The sequence below is a fragment of the Nevskia ramosa DSM 11499 genome, from assembly GCF_000420645.1.
Taxonomy (GTDB): Bacteria; Pseudomonadota; Gammaproteobacteria; order Nevskiales; family Nevskiaceae; genus Nevskia; species Nevskia ramosa.
This window is the reverse complement of sequence record NZ_ATVI01000006.1, coordinates 815,595-828,978: the sequence shown is the minus strand read 5'-3', so window position 1 is coordinate 828,978 and position 13,384 is coordinate 815,595. Positions and strand designations below refer to the sequence as shown.

The 13,384-nt window shown below is 62.0% G+C and carries 13 protein-coding genes; 1 reads left to right on the top strand and 12 read right to left on the bottom strand.

Features of this window, described 5'->3' with window-relative positions:
- Nucleotides 1-8: 8 nt before the first annotated feature.
- From G513_RS24890 to G513_RS25780, 10 genes are all read right to left on the bottom strand, one after another.
- A complete protein-coding gene (locus G513_RS24890; protein ID WP_022976835.1) occupies nucleotides 9-1,121 on the bottom strand; it encodes an Rv3169 family protein in 1,113 nt (370 codons plus the stop codon).
- 44 nt (nucleotides 1,122-1,165) lie between these two features.
- Nucleotides 1,166-1,426, bottom strand: a complete 261-nt coding sequence (locus tag G513_RS22525) for a cytochrome C oxidase subunit IV family protein (RefSeq protein WP_051144386.1) — start codon at nucleotides 1,424-1,426, stop codon at nucleotides 1,166-1,168.
- Between the two features lie 4 nt (nucleotides 1,427-1,430).
- The gene (locus tag G513_RS0110670; RefSeq protein ID WP_022976834.1) at nucleotides 1,431-2,036 is read right to left on the bottom strand and encodes a cytochrome c oxidase subunit 3; all 606 of its coding nucleotides are present in this window, start codon (nucleotides 2,034-2,036) and stop codon (nucleotides 1,431-1,433) included.
- A 136-nt stretch (nucleotides 2,037-2,172) separates the two neighbouring features.
- Nucleotides 2,173-2,958, bottom strand: coding sequence for a hypothetical protein (locus G513_RS0110665; RefSeq protein WP_022976833.1), 786 nt, complete (start codon nucleotides 2,956-2,958; stop codon nucleotides 2,173-2,175).
- Between the two features lie 85 nt (nucleotides 2,959-3,043).
- Entirely contained in the window at nucleotides 3,044-3,514 is a 471-nt protein-coding gene (locus tag G513_RS0110660; protein ID WP_156891537.1) for a hypothetical protein, read from the bottom strand.
- Nucleotides 3,511-4,680, bottom strand: coding sequence for a phosphotransferase family protein (locus G513_RS24885; RefSeq protein WP_022976831.1), 1,170 nt, complete (start codon nucleotides 4,678-4,680; stop codon nucleotides 3,511-3,513). Before G513_RS24885 ends, G513_RS0110660 begins: the two co-directional genes overlap by 4 nt.
- On the bottom strand, nucleotides 4,680-5,582 hold the full coding sequence (locus G513_RS22515) for an SDR family oxidoreductase (RefSeq protein WP_022976830.1): 903 nt from the start codon (nucleotides 5,580-5,582) through the stop codon (nucleotides 4,680-4,682). The genes G513_RS24885 and G513_RS22515 overlap by 1 nt, the downstream gene beginning before the upstream one ends.
- Before the next feature lie 15 nt (nucleotides 5,583-5,597).
- Nucleotides 5,598-6,419 carry an enoyl-CoA hydratase/isomerase family protein gene (locus G513_RS22510; protein ID WP_022976829.1) on the bottom strand — a complete coding sequence of 274 codons (822 nt, stop codon included), beginning with the start codon at nucleotides 6,417-6,419 and terminating at the stop codon, nucleotides 5,598-5,600.
- A 47-nt stretch (nucleotides 6,420-6,466) separates the two neighbouring features.
- Nucleotides 6,467-6,994 carry a MarR family winged helix-turn-helix transcriptional regulator gene (locus tag G513_RS0110640; RefSeq protein WP_022976828.1) on the bottom strand — a complete coding sequence of 176 codons (528 nt, stop codon included), beginning with the start codon at nucleotides 6,992-6,994 and terminating at the stop codon, nucleotides 6,467-6,469.
- Nucleotides 6,995-7,483: 489 nt separating this feature from the next.
- Nucleotides 7,484-8,011, bottom strand: coding sequence for a hypothetical protein (locus tag G513_RS25780; protein ID WP_156891535.1), 528 nt, complete (start codon nucleotides 8,009-8,011; stop codon nucleotides 7,484-7,486).
- Between the two features lie 289 nt (nucleotides 8,012-8,300).
- On the opposite strand from G513_RS25780, the gene G513_RS0110635 reads away from it, so the two are divergent.
- Nucleotides 8,301-9,218 carry a hypothetical protein gene (locus G513_RS0110635; protein WP_156891533.1) on the top strand — a complete coding sequence of 306 codons (918 nt, stop codon included), beginning with the start codon at nucleotides 8,301-8,303 and terminating at the stop codon, nucleotides 9,216-9,218.
- 366 nt (nucleotides 9,219-9,584) lie between these two features.
- Here G513_RS0110635 and G513_RS0110630 read toward each other — a convergent pair whose 3' ends face one another.
- Nucleotides 9,585-12,677 (bottom strand): AAA family ATPase, encoded by a 3,093-nt coding sequence (locus tag G513_RS0110630; RefSeq protein ID WP_022976826.1) that lies wholly within the window; start codon nucleotides 12,675-12,677, stop codon nucleotides 9,585-9,587.
- Nucleotides 12,674-13,384, bottom strand: coding sequence for an ABC-three component system middle component 1 (locus G513_RS24880; RefSeq protein ID WP_022976825.1), 711 nt, complete (start codon nucleotides 13,382-13,384; stop codon nucleotides 12,674-12,676). Before G513_RS24880 ends, G513_RS0110630 begins: the two co-directional genes overlap by 4 nt.

The window sequence follows — 13,384 nt, the reverse complement described above, 5'->3', positions numbered from 1 at the left end:
CACGCGCTTCAGATCGGCGGGTGCTGCTGCACCTGTTCGTACTTCGCGTAGCCCTTGCCGACGCCGTATTCCATGATGCCGTAGCCGATCTCGTCGCCGATCTTCACTTCGATGACGTGATCGCAGAGCGTGCGGGCCAGCTTGCGGATCGCCGGATCTTCGAGATTCCAGCGCTCGTGCTCGATGTGCAGCTTGCCCTTGTCGTCGCCGTGGAACCAGCCGTTCAGGCCGCCGTAAAGGCCGCCCTTGAGGTAGTAGCGGGCCGGCAGCGTGCGAATCTGCAGGTGATGCTTCGAGCCGTCGTCGAGCGACACATCGAAGCTCGCACTGCTGACTTTCTGGCCATTCGGATCGTCGGCCCAGACCACTTCGTGGCTGACGCCGCTCATGCGCTTGGCGCGGTTCGGCTTGGCTCCGAGCAGCGTGACTTCCTCGCCGGACAGATAGATGAACTCGCCCGGCGCCCGCTCCTTGAAGAACACGTGCAGGCCGCGATCGGCGAACTGCACCGTGGTCCAGGCGTAGAAGAACGGCGGATAGAACGTCAGCGGCGGTGCCGATTCATCGCTGCGCATCTCGGCGCGGATGCCCCAGCTGTGATCGCGCTGGCCGAGCCAGTCGTCCGGCGTGATCTCGTGACGCTGGCCATCCACTTCCAACCAGCCGCGATACGCGCCCAGTTGCTGACCACGCGCCATGTGCTCGGTGACCCGGCCATTGCGGCGACGGAAGTGCGGCTCTTCCTCATGTGCGTTCATGGTGCCGAGGAATTCGATCTCGAAGCTGAGTCCGGATTCGTTCGGCGCCAGGCTCAGACGATGCCGCTTCAGACCTTCGACGACCTCGATCTTCAGCGGGCCGACCGTGGTTTCCAAGGGGTTCGGCCGCAAGCGACGGGACGCCCGAAAGTTGTACTGCGTGCTGCCGATGGTGACGCCAGCGAAGGCGTCCATCACGTTGCGGTTCGGGTGATAGCCGAGGCCGATGTCGAAGATGATCTCTCCACTTCTCGGATGGCCGGTGTACCAGAGCCGTTCCATCCACGAGGGATCGCTGTTGCCGACGTGGTCGAAGGTGGTTGGCAGCTGATGGCCGATCAGGTCGTCTTGTGCAGTCAGCATTCAGTCTTTCTCCCGCGCTGCCAGGCCATGAAACGGAACAGCGCTCACATCAGGTAGATGCCCATCACGGTGCCCGCAGTCGCGATCACCCAGACCACGCCGGCGATCTGCCAGGGCCGCGGCGCTCCGCGCAGCTCCATGAAATGCGACATCACCAAGCCGACCTTGATCGCTGCGATCACCATCACCGCAACCGTGCCGGGCACCGGCGAAAACGTCGGCTGCGCGAACCACCAGGTCGAGGCGGCGGTGCTCAGCATCAGCACCAGCCACACGGCTACGACGGATTTGACTGCACTGTTCACGGGCTCACCTCACCAGATACAGCAGCGGGAAGATGCAGACCCACAAGAGGTCGACCATATGCCAGTAGGTGGCACCGCCCTCGTACATCGTCACGCTGCAACCGGCTTGTTCGGATCGGGACTTGACGGCCAAAACCGCGACGATGACCGTTCCCACCGCGACATGGCCGAGGTGCAGGCCGGTCATGATGAAGTAGTACTGGAAGAATGCGTTGCTCGTCAGGCCGATGCCGGCATCGAACTTGTGCCCGTATTCGAGAATCTTGGACACGATGAAGGCGACGCCGCAGGCCGCAGCACTACCGAAGAATCCAGGCGCGAGATGCGTGCGGCCAACCTTCAGCGCGTCCACGCCCAGCACCACCAGCATGGAACTGGTGAGCAGGATCAGCGTGTTGACACCGCCGAAGTTCAGGCTCAGCGCCTGGCGCGAGGTCTCGAACAGTTCCGGCGCGTGGTGCCGGTCCCACATGAAGCAGCCGAACATCAGCGCGAATACCGCCATGTCGGCATACACGAATACCCACACGCCTTCGACGCCGGGCAGGTGCCTGCGGCGCTTGCTTGCCGAGGGGTCCGTGATAGCTCCGGCCTCCAGATTTACAGTCATGTTCTCCCCCTGTGACGCTCCTTGGCGCCGGCGCACGCTCATGTCGGCTGGAACGCCGAACGAGTCATCGCTTCAACAGCTGACAGCCGACGGTCCGCGTGGGAGATCCGCTCCCCCATGCGGACCGTCGTGACGATTAGCTGATCGTCTGCCTCGCAACAGCCGCGGCAGGCCGCAGCGTGTTCGCGACCGGCAACGCTGCCTCCTCGCCTTCACCCACCTCGACGCGACGCTTGAGGTCGCCGAGCAGGTAATAGCTGGCCACGAACATCCAGATCAGCCAGGCCGGATACGGCACCCAGAAGCCGATCAGGCCGTCGTAGGCGAACGGGCCATTGCGAAGGATCGCGGTGAGGCTCGCCGGGAAGAAGGTGGCACCGCAGAAGATCGTCAGATAGCAGGCCCAGTTCGGCATCACCGGCACTTTGGCCTTCTTGTCATGCAGGATGCACAGCGCCATCGCCCACATCTGCAACGTGGTGCACATGTAGACGGTGTCGTTCATCAACCATCCGGCGTCGGTCAGCATCTGGGTGATTTCCGGCAGGCGTTCCGGCCGCTGGGCGGCGACCACCCAGCACCACATGCTGATCGACACCACCATCACGGTGAGGCAACCGCCGAGCAGCTGCGTATAGGCCAGCACCGGATAAGGGCCGGTCTCGATGCGCTTCATGCGTGCCGTCACGTAGCCGGTCCACGGCAGATAGAAGCAGATGGTGATCAGCGCCACCAGGAAGCCGACGCGGATCTCGGTCAGGTTGTTGACGTAACGATCGGTGAACGCCTGCGCCGGCCAATCCGGATGCGGCGGAGGCAGGTTATGCCCGAGGTAGGCCCAGAAGATCGCGAACGTCGTGACGAAGATCGGACCCATGTAGATCGACAGCTTCTGATAGAAAATCTTGGTTTGTTCATCCATCGCACGTCCTCCAGTGAAACTGTAAAAAGAGCCTGTCGCCAGGCCGATGAAGCGCTTCTGATCGGTTATCGAATGCGGTCGCGGACTATTCCGAACCGTTGGACATTTCCGCGAACATCGGCTTGGCCGAGGTCTGCAGTTCCCACTTGAGCTGGCGATCCATGTATTGCCGCAGCAGCATTTCGACGGCCTCGACGCGCATGGCATCGAGCTTCGGCGATTCACTCCACTCGATCAGCGCGCAGATCCGTCCATCGTTGTCATCGCGCACAGCTTCAAGGGCGCGTCCGCTCAGACCGGACGCGGCCACTTGCGGCAGCTCCGGCGCTTGCAGATCCAGCAGCAAGGGTCGCAGCGCTTCGCTCAGCGCGTATTGCGCAGCGAGCTGTTCGCCGATGAACGCCGGCGACCAGTCGGCGCGTAGCCGAATGCTGTTGAGCATGTAGATCAGGCCGAAAGCCTGGCCGCGGGCGAACTCGCTGCCAACCTGCGGAATCACTTCCTCGCGCAAGGTGGCAACCATGCCATCGATCAATCGATGCAAGGAACTATTCATGGCAGGAGCTTGGAAATCTGGCGCAGCACCGGCGCGATCTGCGTGCCCATTGCCGGCATCCGCATGTCGTTGAAGCGACCTTCCTCGAAGCAGCGCACGGCAGCGATATGGGTCAGTGCGAGCTTGACCAGCGAAAAGATCAGATAGAAGTGCAAGGACGCTGGCTGCACCTTGAAGCCAGCCTCGCGCTCGTACTGGGTGATGAAGTCCTCTTTCGACAACAAGCGGCAGACCAAACCCGAACCGCCGCTGTACTGCGGCAGAAACGCCCAGCCGAGGTCTTCGTGCGGATCGCCGAGGTGCACCAATTCCCAATCGAGGATCGCGGTGATGCGGCCGTCCTGCTCCAGAAAATTGCCGAGCCGGTAATCGCCGTGGACCAGGCTCACACGCGGTGCGACCGGCAGATTGCGGCGCAGCCAGCGCAGCGCCCAGGTGAGCATCGGATAAGGCTTCAGCGCCCAGCGCTGACGGTTCGCTTCCCATTCCTCGATCTGGCGGATCGCGGCGTTGTCGACGGTGATGCCGTTATCGGCAAAGCCTTCCCGGCCACGCCACTCGGCGGTGTGCAGGCCGGCGATCGCCGAGACGAATTGTGCGCCGATAGCCTTGCGCCATTCGTCGGTGAATGTACCGGCAGCGCTCTCATCGGCAGAAGTCCCGCCCGCCATCCCTGGCGCAGCCTCGCTCTCCGTTGGCACGCCCGGCCCGGACATCCCTGTCCGGGCGTTCGGAACTCCAGCGAGCGCTGCTCGCAAAGCGGAGTTCCTCACCCACGGCACGGGAGCCGAACCCGCCACCCGCTCACTGATGAAGAACGGCGCGCCCAGAATGGAGGAATCGTCACTCCACCAGTAAGAGCGCGGCGCTGGCACTGCCGTGCCTTCCAGCAGCTTGAGTGCTGCGTGCTGCGGCAGTGCGCTGTACGGCGCGAACAGGCCGTAGGGCGGACCCAGCCGCAGGATCAGGCCCTGCTCGACGCCGCCATCCTCGCGTGCATCGAAGCCATAGGTGATCCACGAGAAGCCGACGGCGTAGCGCGTGAACTTGCCGAGCGTCCACGAACGCGTTGTCTGCGCCTGCAGATAGCTCGCGAGACGCTCACGAATTCGAGCCTCGTCGGACAGCAGATCGGGCGCCTGGATATCGACGGCAGACATCGACATCAGCGCTTCTTGGCGCGAGTGGAGTGCTTCTTCGGTCCTTCGACCAGAACCTTGGGCGGTGTTTCGAGGTGAAAGCCGTCAAAAGCTTCGGAGTTGCATTCCTGTCGCAGCGGGCCCCAGCAGATGCGCGCGTTGGGCGAACCGCCATCGATGCGGATGCAGGCGCCTGTGACGTAGGCCGCGCCCGGCGACAGCAGATAGACGATGGCGCTGGAAATCTCCGACGCATTGCCCCAGCGCTGCAGCGGGATGGTCTTCGGAATCTCGCGGAAGTAGGCCTGCGCTTCCGGCTCGTAGGTATCCAGTCCGCTACTGGCGATGCAGCCCGGCGCCACCGCGTTGACTCGCACGCCGTAGCTCGCCCATTCGGAGGCCACGCTTTCGGTCAGCGTCCACATGCCGCCACGGGCCGAAGCCGAGTGCGCGTAGTTCGGCCAGCCGTTCCAGATGTCGGCGATCATGTTGACGATCGCCCCGCCATTGGCCTTCATCCAGCGCTTGTAGGTTTCGCGCATGAAAATGAAGCCGCCGACCAGATTGTTGCGGACCACGGCCTCGAAGCCCTTGGTACTGATGTCTTCGGCCGGCATGCGGTACTGACCGCCAGCGTTGTTGACCAGGCCGTCGATGCGTCCGTGCTGGGCGATGACAGCGTCGATCGTGTCGCAGACCTGCGCTTCCTCGCGGATGTCGCAGACATGGGTGCTGACCTTGCCGCCCACCGCTTCGATCTCGGCCTTCACGGCGTCGAGCTTGTCCTGCTTGCGGCCGACAATGGCCACCGTCGCGCCCAGCGATGCAAGTTCATGCGCGGTGCAGCGGCCGATACCGCTGCCACCGCCGGTGACGATGACCACCTGATCGGTGAACAGATCGCTGCGATAGATCGATTTGTAGCTCATGTCCCGTCCTTGTTTTCAGAGTGCGCTGGCGGTGTCGCCGGCGCGGCCACGATCTTTCTTGTCGAAGAATTGCTGCGAGCGTTCCATCACCGTCTGATTGCCGCCGCATAGCGCGTAGCCCCACATGGCTTCGACTCTCAGCTGGTCGTGCAACGGGCGGCCGATCACTTCGAGCAGGGTTTCCTTGGCCGAGACGATCGCCGCCTGATCGTTGCGCAGGATCCGCGAAACGAGGTCTTCGGTCGCCGGCATCAGCTCGTCGTGCGGCACCACCTTGTTGACCATGTTGTGCATCAGCGCGCGCTGGGCACTGAACGGTTCGCCGGTCAGGATCATCTCCATCGCGATGCCGACGCCGCAGGTGTTGAGCAGACGAACGATGCCGCCATCGGCCGAGTGCATGCCGCGGCGAACTTCGAAGGTGCCGAACTGGGCGCGTTCAGACGCGATGCGGATATCGCAGGCCATCGACAGCTCGATGCCGTGCCCGAGGCACCAGCCGTTGATCGCCGCGACGATCGGCTTGCCGATGCTCGCCAGCGGGCCGCGCGTGATGCCGCTCAAGCCGTCTTCCAGACGCTCGCGGCCGACCATCGGCCCCACCTTCTGCCATTCCGGCGCATGGGTCTTGAGGTCCGCGCCGGCGGTGAAGGCGTCGCCGCTGCCGGTCAGGATCGCCACCCGCAGCTTCGGGTCATCGCGGAAATCCCTCCAGGCCGCGCAGAGCAGCAAGTGAGTCTCGTAGTCGACCGCGTTCTTGCACTCGGGACGATTGAGCGTGACGTAAGCGACCTCGCCCTTCTTCTCGTACAGAACCTTTGCCGGCACTTTCGACATCGTCGATCTCCTCGAACGGAATAGCTGTTTTTCTTGGGCGCGCCGGCTCAGGCCGGAACGCGAGCAGCCTGGGGACTCTTGTCCAGCGACATGATCAGCTTGCGCAGTACACGCTCGAGCACGGCGAATTCCTCGTCATCAAGCCCGGAAAACGCGGCCTCGATCGGCTCGCGCAGGCGCGGCGCCGCTTCGAGCGCCTTGGCCCGGCCTTCGGCCGTGATGGTGATGACGTGACGGCGGGCATCGCGCGGATCGATGCTTCGGTCGACGTAGCCATCGTCGATCAACTCCTCGAGCAGCCGGGTCATGTTGGCGCGGCTGGTCCCGACCATTTCGCTCAGTTCACCCGGCGAGGCCGACGCGCTGTCGTTGGCGACCAGCAGACACAGCACGTGGAAGGTGTTCTCGGTCAGCCCCAGCGAACGAAACACCGGCTCGAAGTACCTGCTCAGCCCGAAACCGGTGATGCGCAGCAGACGCACCATCACCGTTCCCGGCATCGACAGCTCCGGCAACGCACGCGCCATCCGGGGCGTGCTGTCAGCAACCTGGGCCAGGCGTTCGGATCCTTTCATGATCGTTACGTAAATGTTTTACATGTGAACGATATGCTTGCAGACTTGTTGTATCGAGACAATGACCTCTCGTCGGAGTCAGCTGGCTGGAACGGCGATCGGTTCGCTGCGGCTTGCCGCAGCCCACTTGCGACCACAGCTGAACCGAAATCCGACGATTCGGTTCCAAGCTGTTGATGCTGCTGATTTAGTGGTGGGCCCTGTCGGACTTGAACCGACAACCAAGGGATTATGAGTCGGGCCCTCAAACACTAAGCCCATGATAGTTATGTGATTGTTGTTGCTTACCGGCATAGCCTAGTGCTGTTTAGAAACAGCGGGTTAGCGCAGTTTGGCGCGGTCGCGCATGCAGGATGTGTGTACCGCTGGCGTACCTCTCAGCAGCTTAGCTAGTACGAAGTCCGTGGTGTCGGGATGCTCGTGAAGGTCCCGTTACTGAAAAGGCCGCGTATAGACTCGGACAGGGTCACGTTCAAGGACCGGCACTGCTCAGCCGCTCGCTGTCCCGGAACCACCAGTATGGCCAAGTGACCCGTTGCAGCACGCGGCGTTTACCAACCGTCGCTTCGTGTCGCCGAACAGTTCCCTTACCGAATCCACCGCAGCACTTGGATCAGGCTCGTGCTGCCCCGTCAGCAGGATCGTTCTGCTTCCGCTGACTGCCACCGCGTCCGGCAGATACCCCTCACCAGACCATGTCAGCCGTACCGTCTTGACGGTCCAACTGCCCTCTCGCCAATTGGCATCGAACGAAATCCAGCGTGTCTTGCTTCCTAGCTCGGCAATTGCGTCCGGGGCCTGTTCGCAGGGCAACCTACCCGCGCAGTTATGCAGTGCTGGATGCTGAAATACCGCACTTTCGTATATCGACACGGCAACTTCCATGGGAGCACCACAGGCAACGCACTGATAACTGCCCGGCTTGCGCTTGGCGTAATCCGCGTGACGCATGGTCCCTTCGTGATCACTTGCGTACCGGACAGCTTCTCCCTCGTAGATCGCGATTCCAACTTTCAAGGTCGTCTCCTGGAAAAACCATTGGGAGACCGATTAAAAGTTGCGGAGAACCGCAGGAATAGGTGAAAACACGGTTCTTGTACCGTTCCGAATTCACCGTGCGATGACGCCAACCGAGCAGGACCTCCGAGCATTCCTCGACTGGCTTGCGTCCGAGCAACGAACGGATAGCGCTGCACGTGCAGCGCGACGCCTCGCCCAGCTCAGTCTGGAGGAGCTGGCGAATGGCCGACTGCCGGGGAAGTACCCGCGAGTTGCGCTTCGCGATTCCGGGCGAGATGTCGCCAGCATGACCGCCTCGGAGCAGGCGAAGGCGGATATTCGGACAACCGCACTTCATAAATTCTTCACTGGCAACCGCCGGCAGATCGAAAGCTGGATCGTGGCGAACGGACGCCAGGGAATCGTCGCGCTCCAACTTCGAGACCATCAGCCGGCCCAAGGTGCCGGCGGCGAAAAAGTCTTCTGGCTTGAACGCGCCGCGGTACCGACCACGGACACAGCGCCAACGCCAACCCCTGAAACCGACATCGGCGCCAACGTGCACGAAAGCTCGCCGTTGCCTGAGCAGCACTTGGTCGACTATCAGATGAGCTACTGCTCCGGCCCCGATCTGAGCGCATGGGGGCGGTTCATCTTTCGCGACGGCAGGCTGCGCCGCGGCCACTGGCGTTGGAAGCTGCTCGCTGCCCGGGTTCTCATCAGCGTTTTTGGCGCCGGGGCCGCTGTTGTCATCGCGCTGCTGATCGCTTTGACGACCAAGTCCGGTGATATCTCCCTGAAGCTGGCGTTCGAGGCGGCCATCTTCGCCGTCTTCTTGTACTTCAAGGCACGAGCATGGCACCAGACGATCGAAGATCGGTTGCGTAGCGCCCCTGACGAGCTGATAAGTCACGGCAACCCGACGCAACTCGAGATCGTTGGCGTCGGTCCGCAGGCCGAGTGGCGCATCGTTCGCTACACCAGTACCTGCACAGTCTGCTCAGGTGAGGTGCAGATCAGGCCGGGCGAGCCGGATTTCCCTCGGCGTATGGTCGGGCGATGCGCGCAAAGTCCGCGCGAGCACGTGTTCAGTTTTGACCGGATTACCCTGATTGGCGGCCCACTAATTATTCCACCGACAAGGCGCATGAAGGAGGCAGGCGAAGTTAGCGCCGAGCAGGATGTAGAGATGGGGCCGCCTGTAGCTGGTCCCTCGATTTTATGAAGATCAGGTGCAGATTTAGGCCGTAAATATCGCCTATCCTTGCTTCAATGCTGCTAATGACATCCTCCATGTTGGGCTGGTAGCAGCCCGGACGTTCGCTACGGCTGGAGTCCTGACGGCTTAAGCCAGGGTCGCGACCGCTTCGGTCGGCGCGTCGGATTTCGATCTCGTCCAAGGAATCAATCTGCACGAGCTGCCTGACCCCGAGTAGGCATGACTCCTGCTGGGCGGCCTGTCGAGAAAAACTGAGTTTCGGTCCTCTGGACAACCATGAAAACGTGGCCCCGCCCGCGGACCGAGCGCCGGCGGAAAACCGCCCGGGTGGTGCCGCCTATATTCCGCCCGCCGGTGCCTCGATGATCAAGCTCAAGCCGACTGCTTGATCTGCGTTGCTAGAAAGTTTCGAGCTGCTGCGTTGTGCTCGGGCGGGAGGTGCCTGACCCCTTGCTTCGACGGTGCCGTCAACGCGATGACCGAGCAGGGAATGCCTGCAGCGTCGAACTTCCGCCGAATGAACTCCGCCTCTCCCTGATCGTGGCTAGACATGATTAGCTGGTACTGCTGGATCTCAACCAAATTGCGCATCAGATCGACGAACGCAGCGGTGTGGATGATGTCGTTGTGCTGAAGCGGGTCGTCCATCAGCAAGGCGCGCCATCGTGACCACGGATAGGCAGTACTAGCGGCGCAAAGAATGCTGAACCCGTTCGCGGCGAGCTGTCCTTCGCTAAGCACTACCTGCGGTGGCAATCCCTTATCAATGAGGGCGTCATCAAGCTGATCTCGATTTCGAAGTAGCAAATCGAACTTCGTTCTATCCTTGTGATAGGTGGCGCTCAGATTGACCGATTCCCCGGGCGTGCACAGCAGCGCTTCATTGAAGTCGTCGATCAGGCTGTTCAGTGGCGTCAGGAATTGCTCGGAGAATCTTCTGGCTTCCTCCCTCAGCTTTTCGGCAAACGCTGCAACAGCATCGTGCGTTTCCTCCGTCAGCGCCAACGCACGACGAGCGGCGTCGCTGGCGGACTGGAGTTCGCCCTCGTGGATGTTCGGATCCGTTGATGCGCCCCTGCCCCCTTTTGCCTCCATGTCCGCTACCAGGTCGGACAATTCGACGTTCCGTGTCGAAACCTCAAAAGCGGTGGTGAGCACAGCCACTTCGCCTTCAAAGCGATCAATCGCTGACAATCTCTCCTGGAGATGCGATATCAGCTCTTCGACTGACTTTGCCTTTGGCGTTCCGGCAAGCCCAGACTGCTGCCACGTAAGCTGAAGTGCCGCCTGAGTCTCGGCCGCAGTCGCTTGCGCGCTCGCCGAGCGCTGCAACGCTTGCTGAGCTGCAAGGTGTCGCGTGCGTGCCGCCGCCGCTACTTCATCCGCGCGCCGGCGTTCGTCGGTCGCTGCCTGCAGTTCGACGCCGGAAACCGAGCGACGACCCCTTTCCTCGCCAAGTGTCGTCGTAAGCGAATCCGCTGTCGCACTCTCCATCCCGCCAGCGGAAAGACGTTCGACAGCAGACTGGCGCTCGGTTCCTACCACGAGCGTCTGGGCCTTGATCTCCGTGAGCTTGCGTTCCAGTTCGGCGATGTCGGTCTTCAGTTTCTGCCGGCTCGAGGTCTTTTCGGCCTTGCTTGTTTCGTCCCCCGCCGTAGCAGCTCTCGACGCCGCAAGCGCCTCCGTAGCCTGCTGTTCGCCGGCCAATGCAAACGCCGCTAGATCGTCGGTTGGCTTGGCTTGCGGGTGATGAAGCTGCGCTTCCAGTCGTGACACGGCGGTCGCGTCCGTGGTCGACGCAACGCGTGCCGCCTCGGCGCTCTGCAGGGTTACCTGAGCTTCCGCGATTCCACCGTTCGCCTTGGACAGTTGCTCCGACAGGTCCGCAAGATCCTGCTCGAGTCTAGACAGAGCTTCATCCTTGGACTTGGCCGTCTCGGCCGCGATCAAGCGCAGCTGCCCTACCTCGAATCGGCTTTTGCAGACTGGGCAATCCTGATCGTGGTCCTGCAAGTGGCTGGCGATAGCCGACACGGCGGCTGTCACCTTGGACGCCCGATCTTTGGCGGACGCTATTGCCACATTCAAGGTCGCCATGCTCGAAGCGAGACGGCTCCGCTCGGATGTCAGCGAGGCCTGTAGCGCCGTTGTTCGGGCGACGTCGAATTTTCGCAACGCGTCGGCACTGGCCGCAGCGCGCGCGCGCAGCGTAGGCAGCTGGCGGGCCAGATCCGCTTTTGTCGTTGCCGCGCGCGCGGTGGCTTCGAGACCTGCCAGTTCAGTCGCCCGGCCCTGGATCGCTGCGATCTCTGCCTCGAGAGCGCCGAGATTGGCACGATTCAGTTTGAGCGACTCGACTACCTGTGCCTCCTCAGTGCTGAGACGGGTCAACTCGGCGGTCAGCCGAGCCACCTCGCGGACGTCCACCAAGAAGGACTCCAATCGCACAATCCGTTGGTTGTCGGCCGAGACCGTCGCCGTCGCCGACGCCAAACGCGCAACCGCTGCCTCGACCGCGGCGAGCGCCTGCTGAAGGGTTTGCCGCTCCGCGAGCTCGGCGGCGCGCGCCGCAACCAGCGATGGCGCCTCCGGGTCGGCAAGAAGCGTCTCCGCGCCATACCTGGCGACGACTTCCGCTAGCGAGTCTGCACTGTGACGCGCGGAATTGAGATCGCTACGAACGCGCTCCAGGGATTCGCGCAGTCCAGCGAGGGCATCGCCAGAGGATTCACCTGGATCGAACTCGGAGACAATCTCGGTCACCTTCGAAATCAGCGCGTTCAGACGGGTCTCGAAGACCTCTGGCGCGAGGCCACCCGCGGCGCTCGTCGCTTCCCGAAGTCGCGCAAGGCGATTCCGGAGCTCTCGCCACTCGGCGAGCAGGCGGTCGGCTTCCTGAATTGCAGAGGTCTCGTTGCGAATCCTTCGATTGAAGGCCATCTCGGTCGCGCGCCCTCGAAGACCGGCTCGAACCTCCTCCAACCGATCGATCCCGCTGGGCCCTTTGAGCGACGCCCACTGTTGGTCACGCTCACGGCTCGTAAAGCGCTGCCCAGCGGATTGGCCCAGAAAGTGGGTAAAAGCGAGGTACGTGGATAGGTCCTGGATCTCGGCGGTCCAGGTGGGTCGCTGCAGGATCCGGATGACATCGAGCGAGTTCGGTTGCTCCAATTCGCTGCGGACGACAGCTTTTCCGTTGTCAAACCCCAGGGAGACTTTATGAGAGTCCGGCGGTGCGCCGCGTCGAGTTAGATAGCGGCCCTGTTCAATGGAGGTCGCGGCGCTCTTGAACCGACTGACCTCCCCGGTAAGGCCCCATTCCAGGGCGTCGAAAAAGCTGCTCTTTCCAAGCCCATTCATGCCGACGATAAGGGTCAGACCCGGAGCCGGAACAATCTCTGTCTCGAAAGTCCCGAACGTCCGAAAATTCTCAAAGCGCAACGAATTGAGGAATAGGCTGCTCACGATTGCTCCCTCCGAGACCATGATTCCACTAACTTCTGGACCAACTCGTCGGAGTCCTCGCTTTGACTTACGCCAAGCTCCATCCATTCATCCACGGTGTTTCGAGAGACCTTCACGTTCCAGGTCAAGGCAACGCGCTTGAGGTTGTCGAGCGCTGCCATAGTGAAGGTCCCTTCACTTCTCCAGGGCCGCGCAAGAAACGTGCGCTTCACCAGCTCATGGAAGCTGGCTTCATCGGCATCCTTGGATTCGGGCCGCAGCCAGACGAACTTTCTCGCGACACGGTCATCTCGCTCGACCGTCAGCGCTAGCGCTCTCCACTCTTCGTCGCGCTCACTTCCGCGAGGACCGATAAGGATTCCCTGCAGATCAAGTGCCTCGTTCGCCCGGAGATAGGAGCGCGCTACAACGCACTGGTTTCGGAATCGGCGCAAGGTTTCGTTAACCGCTTCTGCATTTGCATGGCTGGGCAGCATGCCGATTACGACCGAATAGCATCCCAGACGAACGGCCGCTATCGGTCGTAGTAGGTCCCCTGGACTCAGCCGTGCAGCGTCAGAATGTGCGCCGCCATTGAACTCCGGCTTGACCAAGGCATCCACGTCGGCCGAATTCAAACCCGCGATTTCTGCGGCCTTGATCAAGCGGGCGCGGGTTTCGATCAACTCGTTGTCACCCGAAGGTGCCGCAGCAGTTTCTATAGCCAT

Bases quoted from the DNA above. Each gene is read 5' to 3' on its own strand.
- G513_RS24890 (WP_022976835.1), bottom strand. From the start codon at position 1,121: ATGCTGACTGCACAAGACGACCTGATCGGCCATCAGCTGCCAACCACC.
- G513_RS0110670 (WP_022976834.1), bottom strand. From the start codon at position 2,036: ATGACTGTAAATCTGGAGGCCGGAGCTATCACGGACCCCTCGGCAAGC.
- G513_RS0110665 (WP_022976833.1), bottom strand. From the start codon at position 2,958: ATGGATGAACAAACCAAGATTTTCTATCAGAAGCTGTCGATCTACATG.
- G513_RS0110660 (WP_156891537.1), bottom strand. From the start codon at position 3,514: ATGAATAGTTCCTTGCATCGATTGATCGATGGCATGGTTGCCACCTTG.
- G513_RS24885 (WP_022976831.1), bottom strand. From the start codon at position 4,680: ATGTCGATGTCTGCCGTCGATATCCAGGCGCCCGATCTGCTGTCCGAC.
- G513_RS22515 (WP_022976830.1), bottom strand. From the start codon at position 5,582: ATGAGCTACAAATCGATCTATCGCAGCGATCTGTTCACCGATCAGGTG.
- G513_RS22510 (WP_022976829.1), bottom strand. From the start codon at position 6,419: ATGTCGAAAGTGCCGGCAAAGGTTCTGTACGAGAAGAAGGGCGAGGTC.
- G513_RS0110640 (WP_022976828.1), bottom strand. From the start codon at position 6,994: ATGAAAGGATCCGAACGCCTGGCCCAGGTTGCTGACAGCACGCCCCGG.
- G513_RS0110635 (WP_156891533.1), top strand. From the start codon at position 8,301: ATGACCGCCTCGGAGCAGGCGAAGGCGGATATTCGGACAACCGCACTT.
- G513_RS24880 (WP_022976825.1), bottom strand. From the start codon at position 13,384: ATGGCTATAGAAACTGCTGCGGCACCTTCGGGTGACAACGAGTTGATC.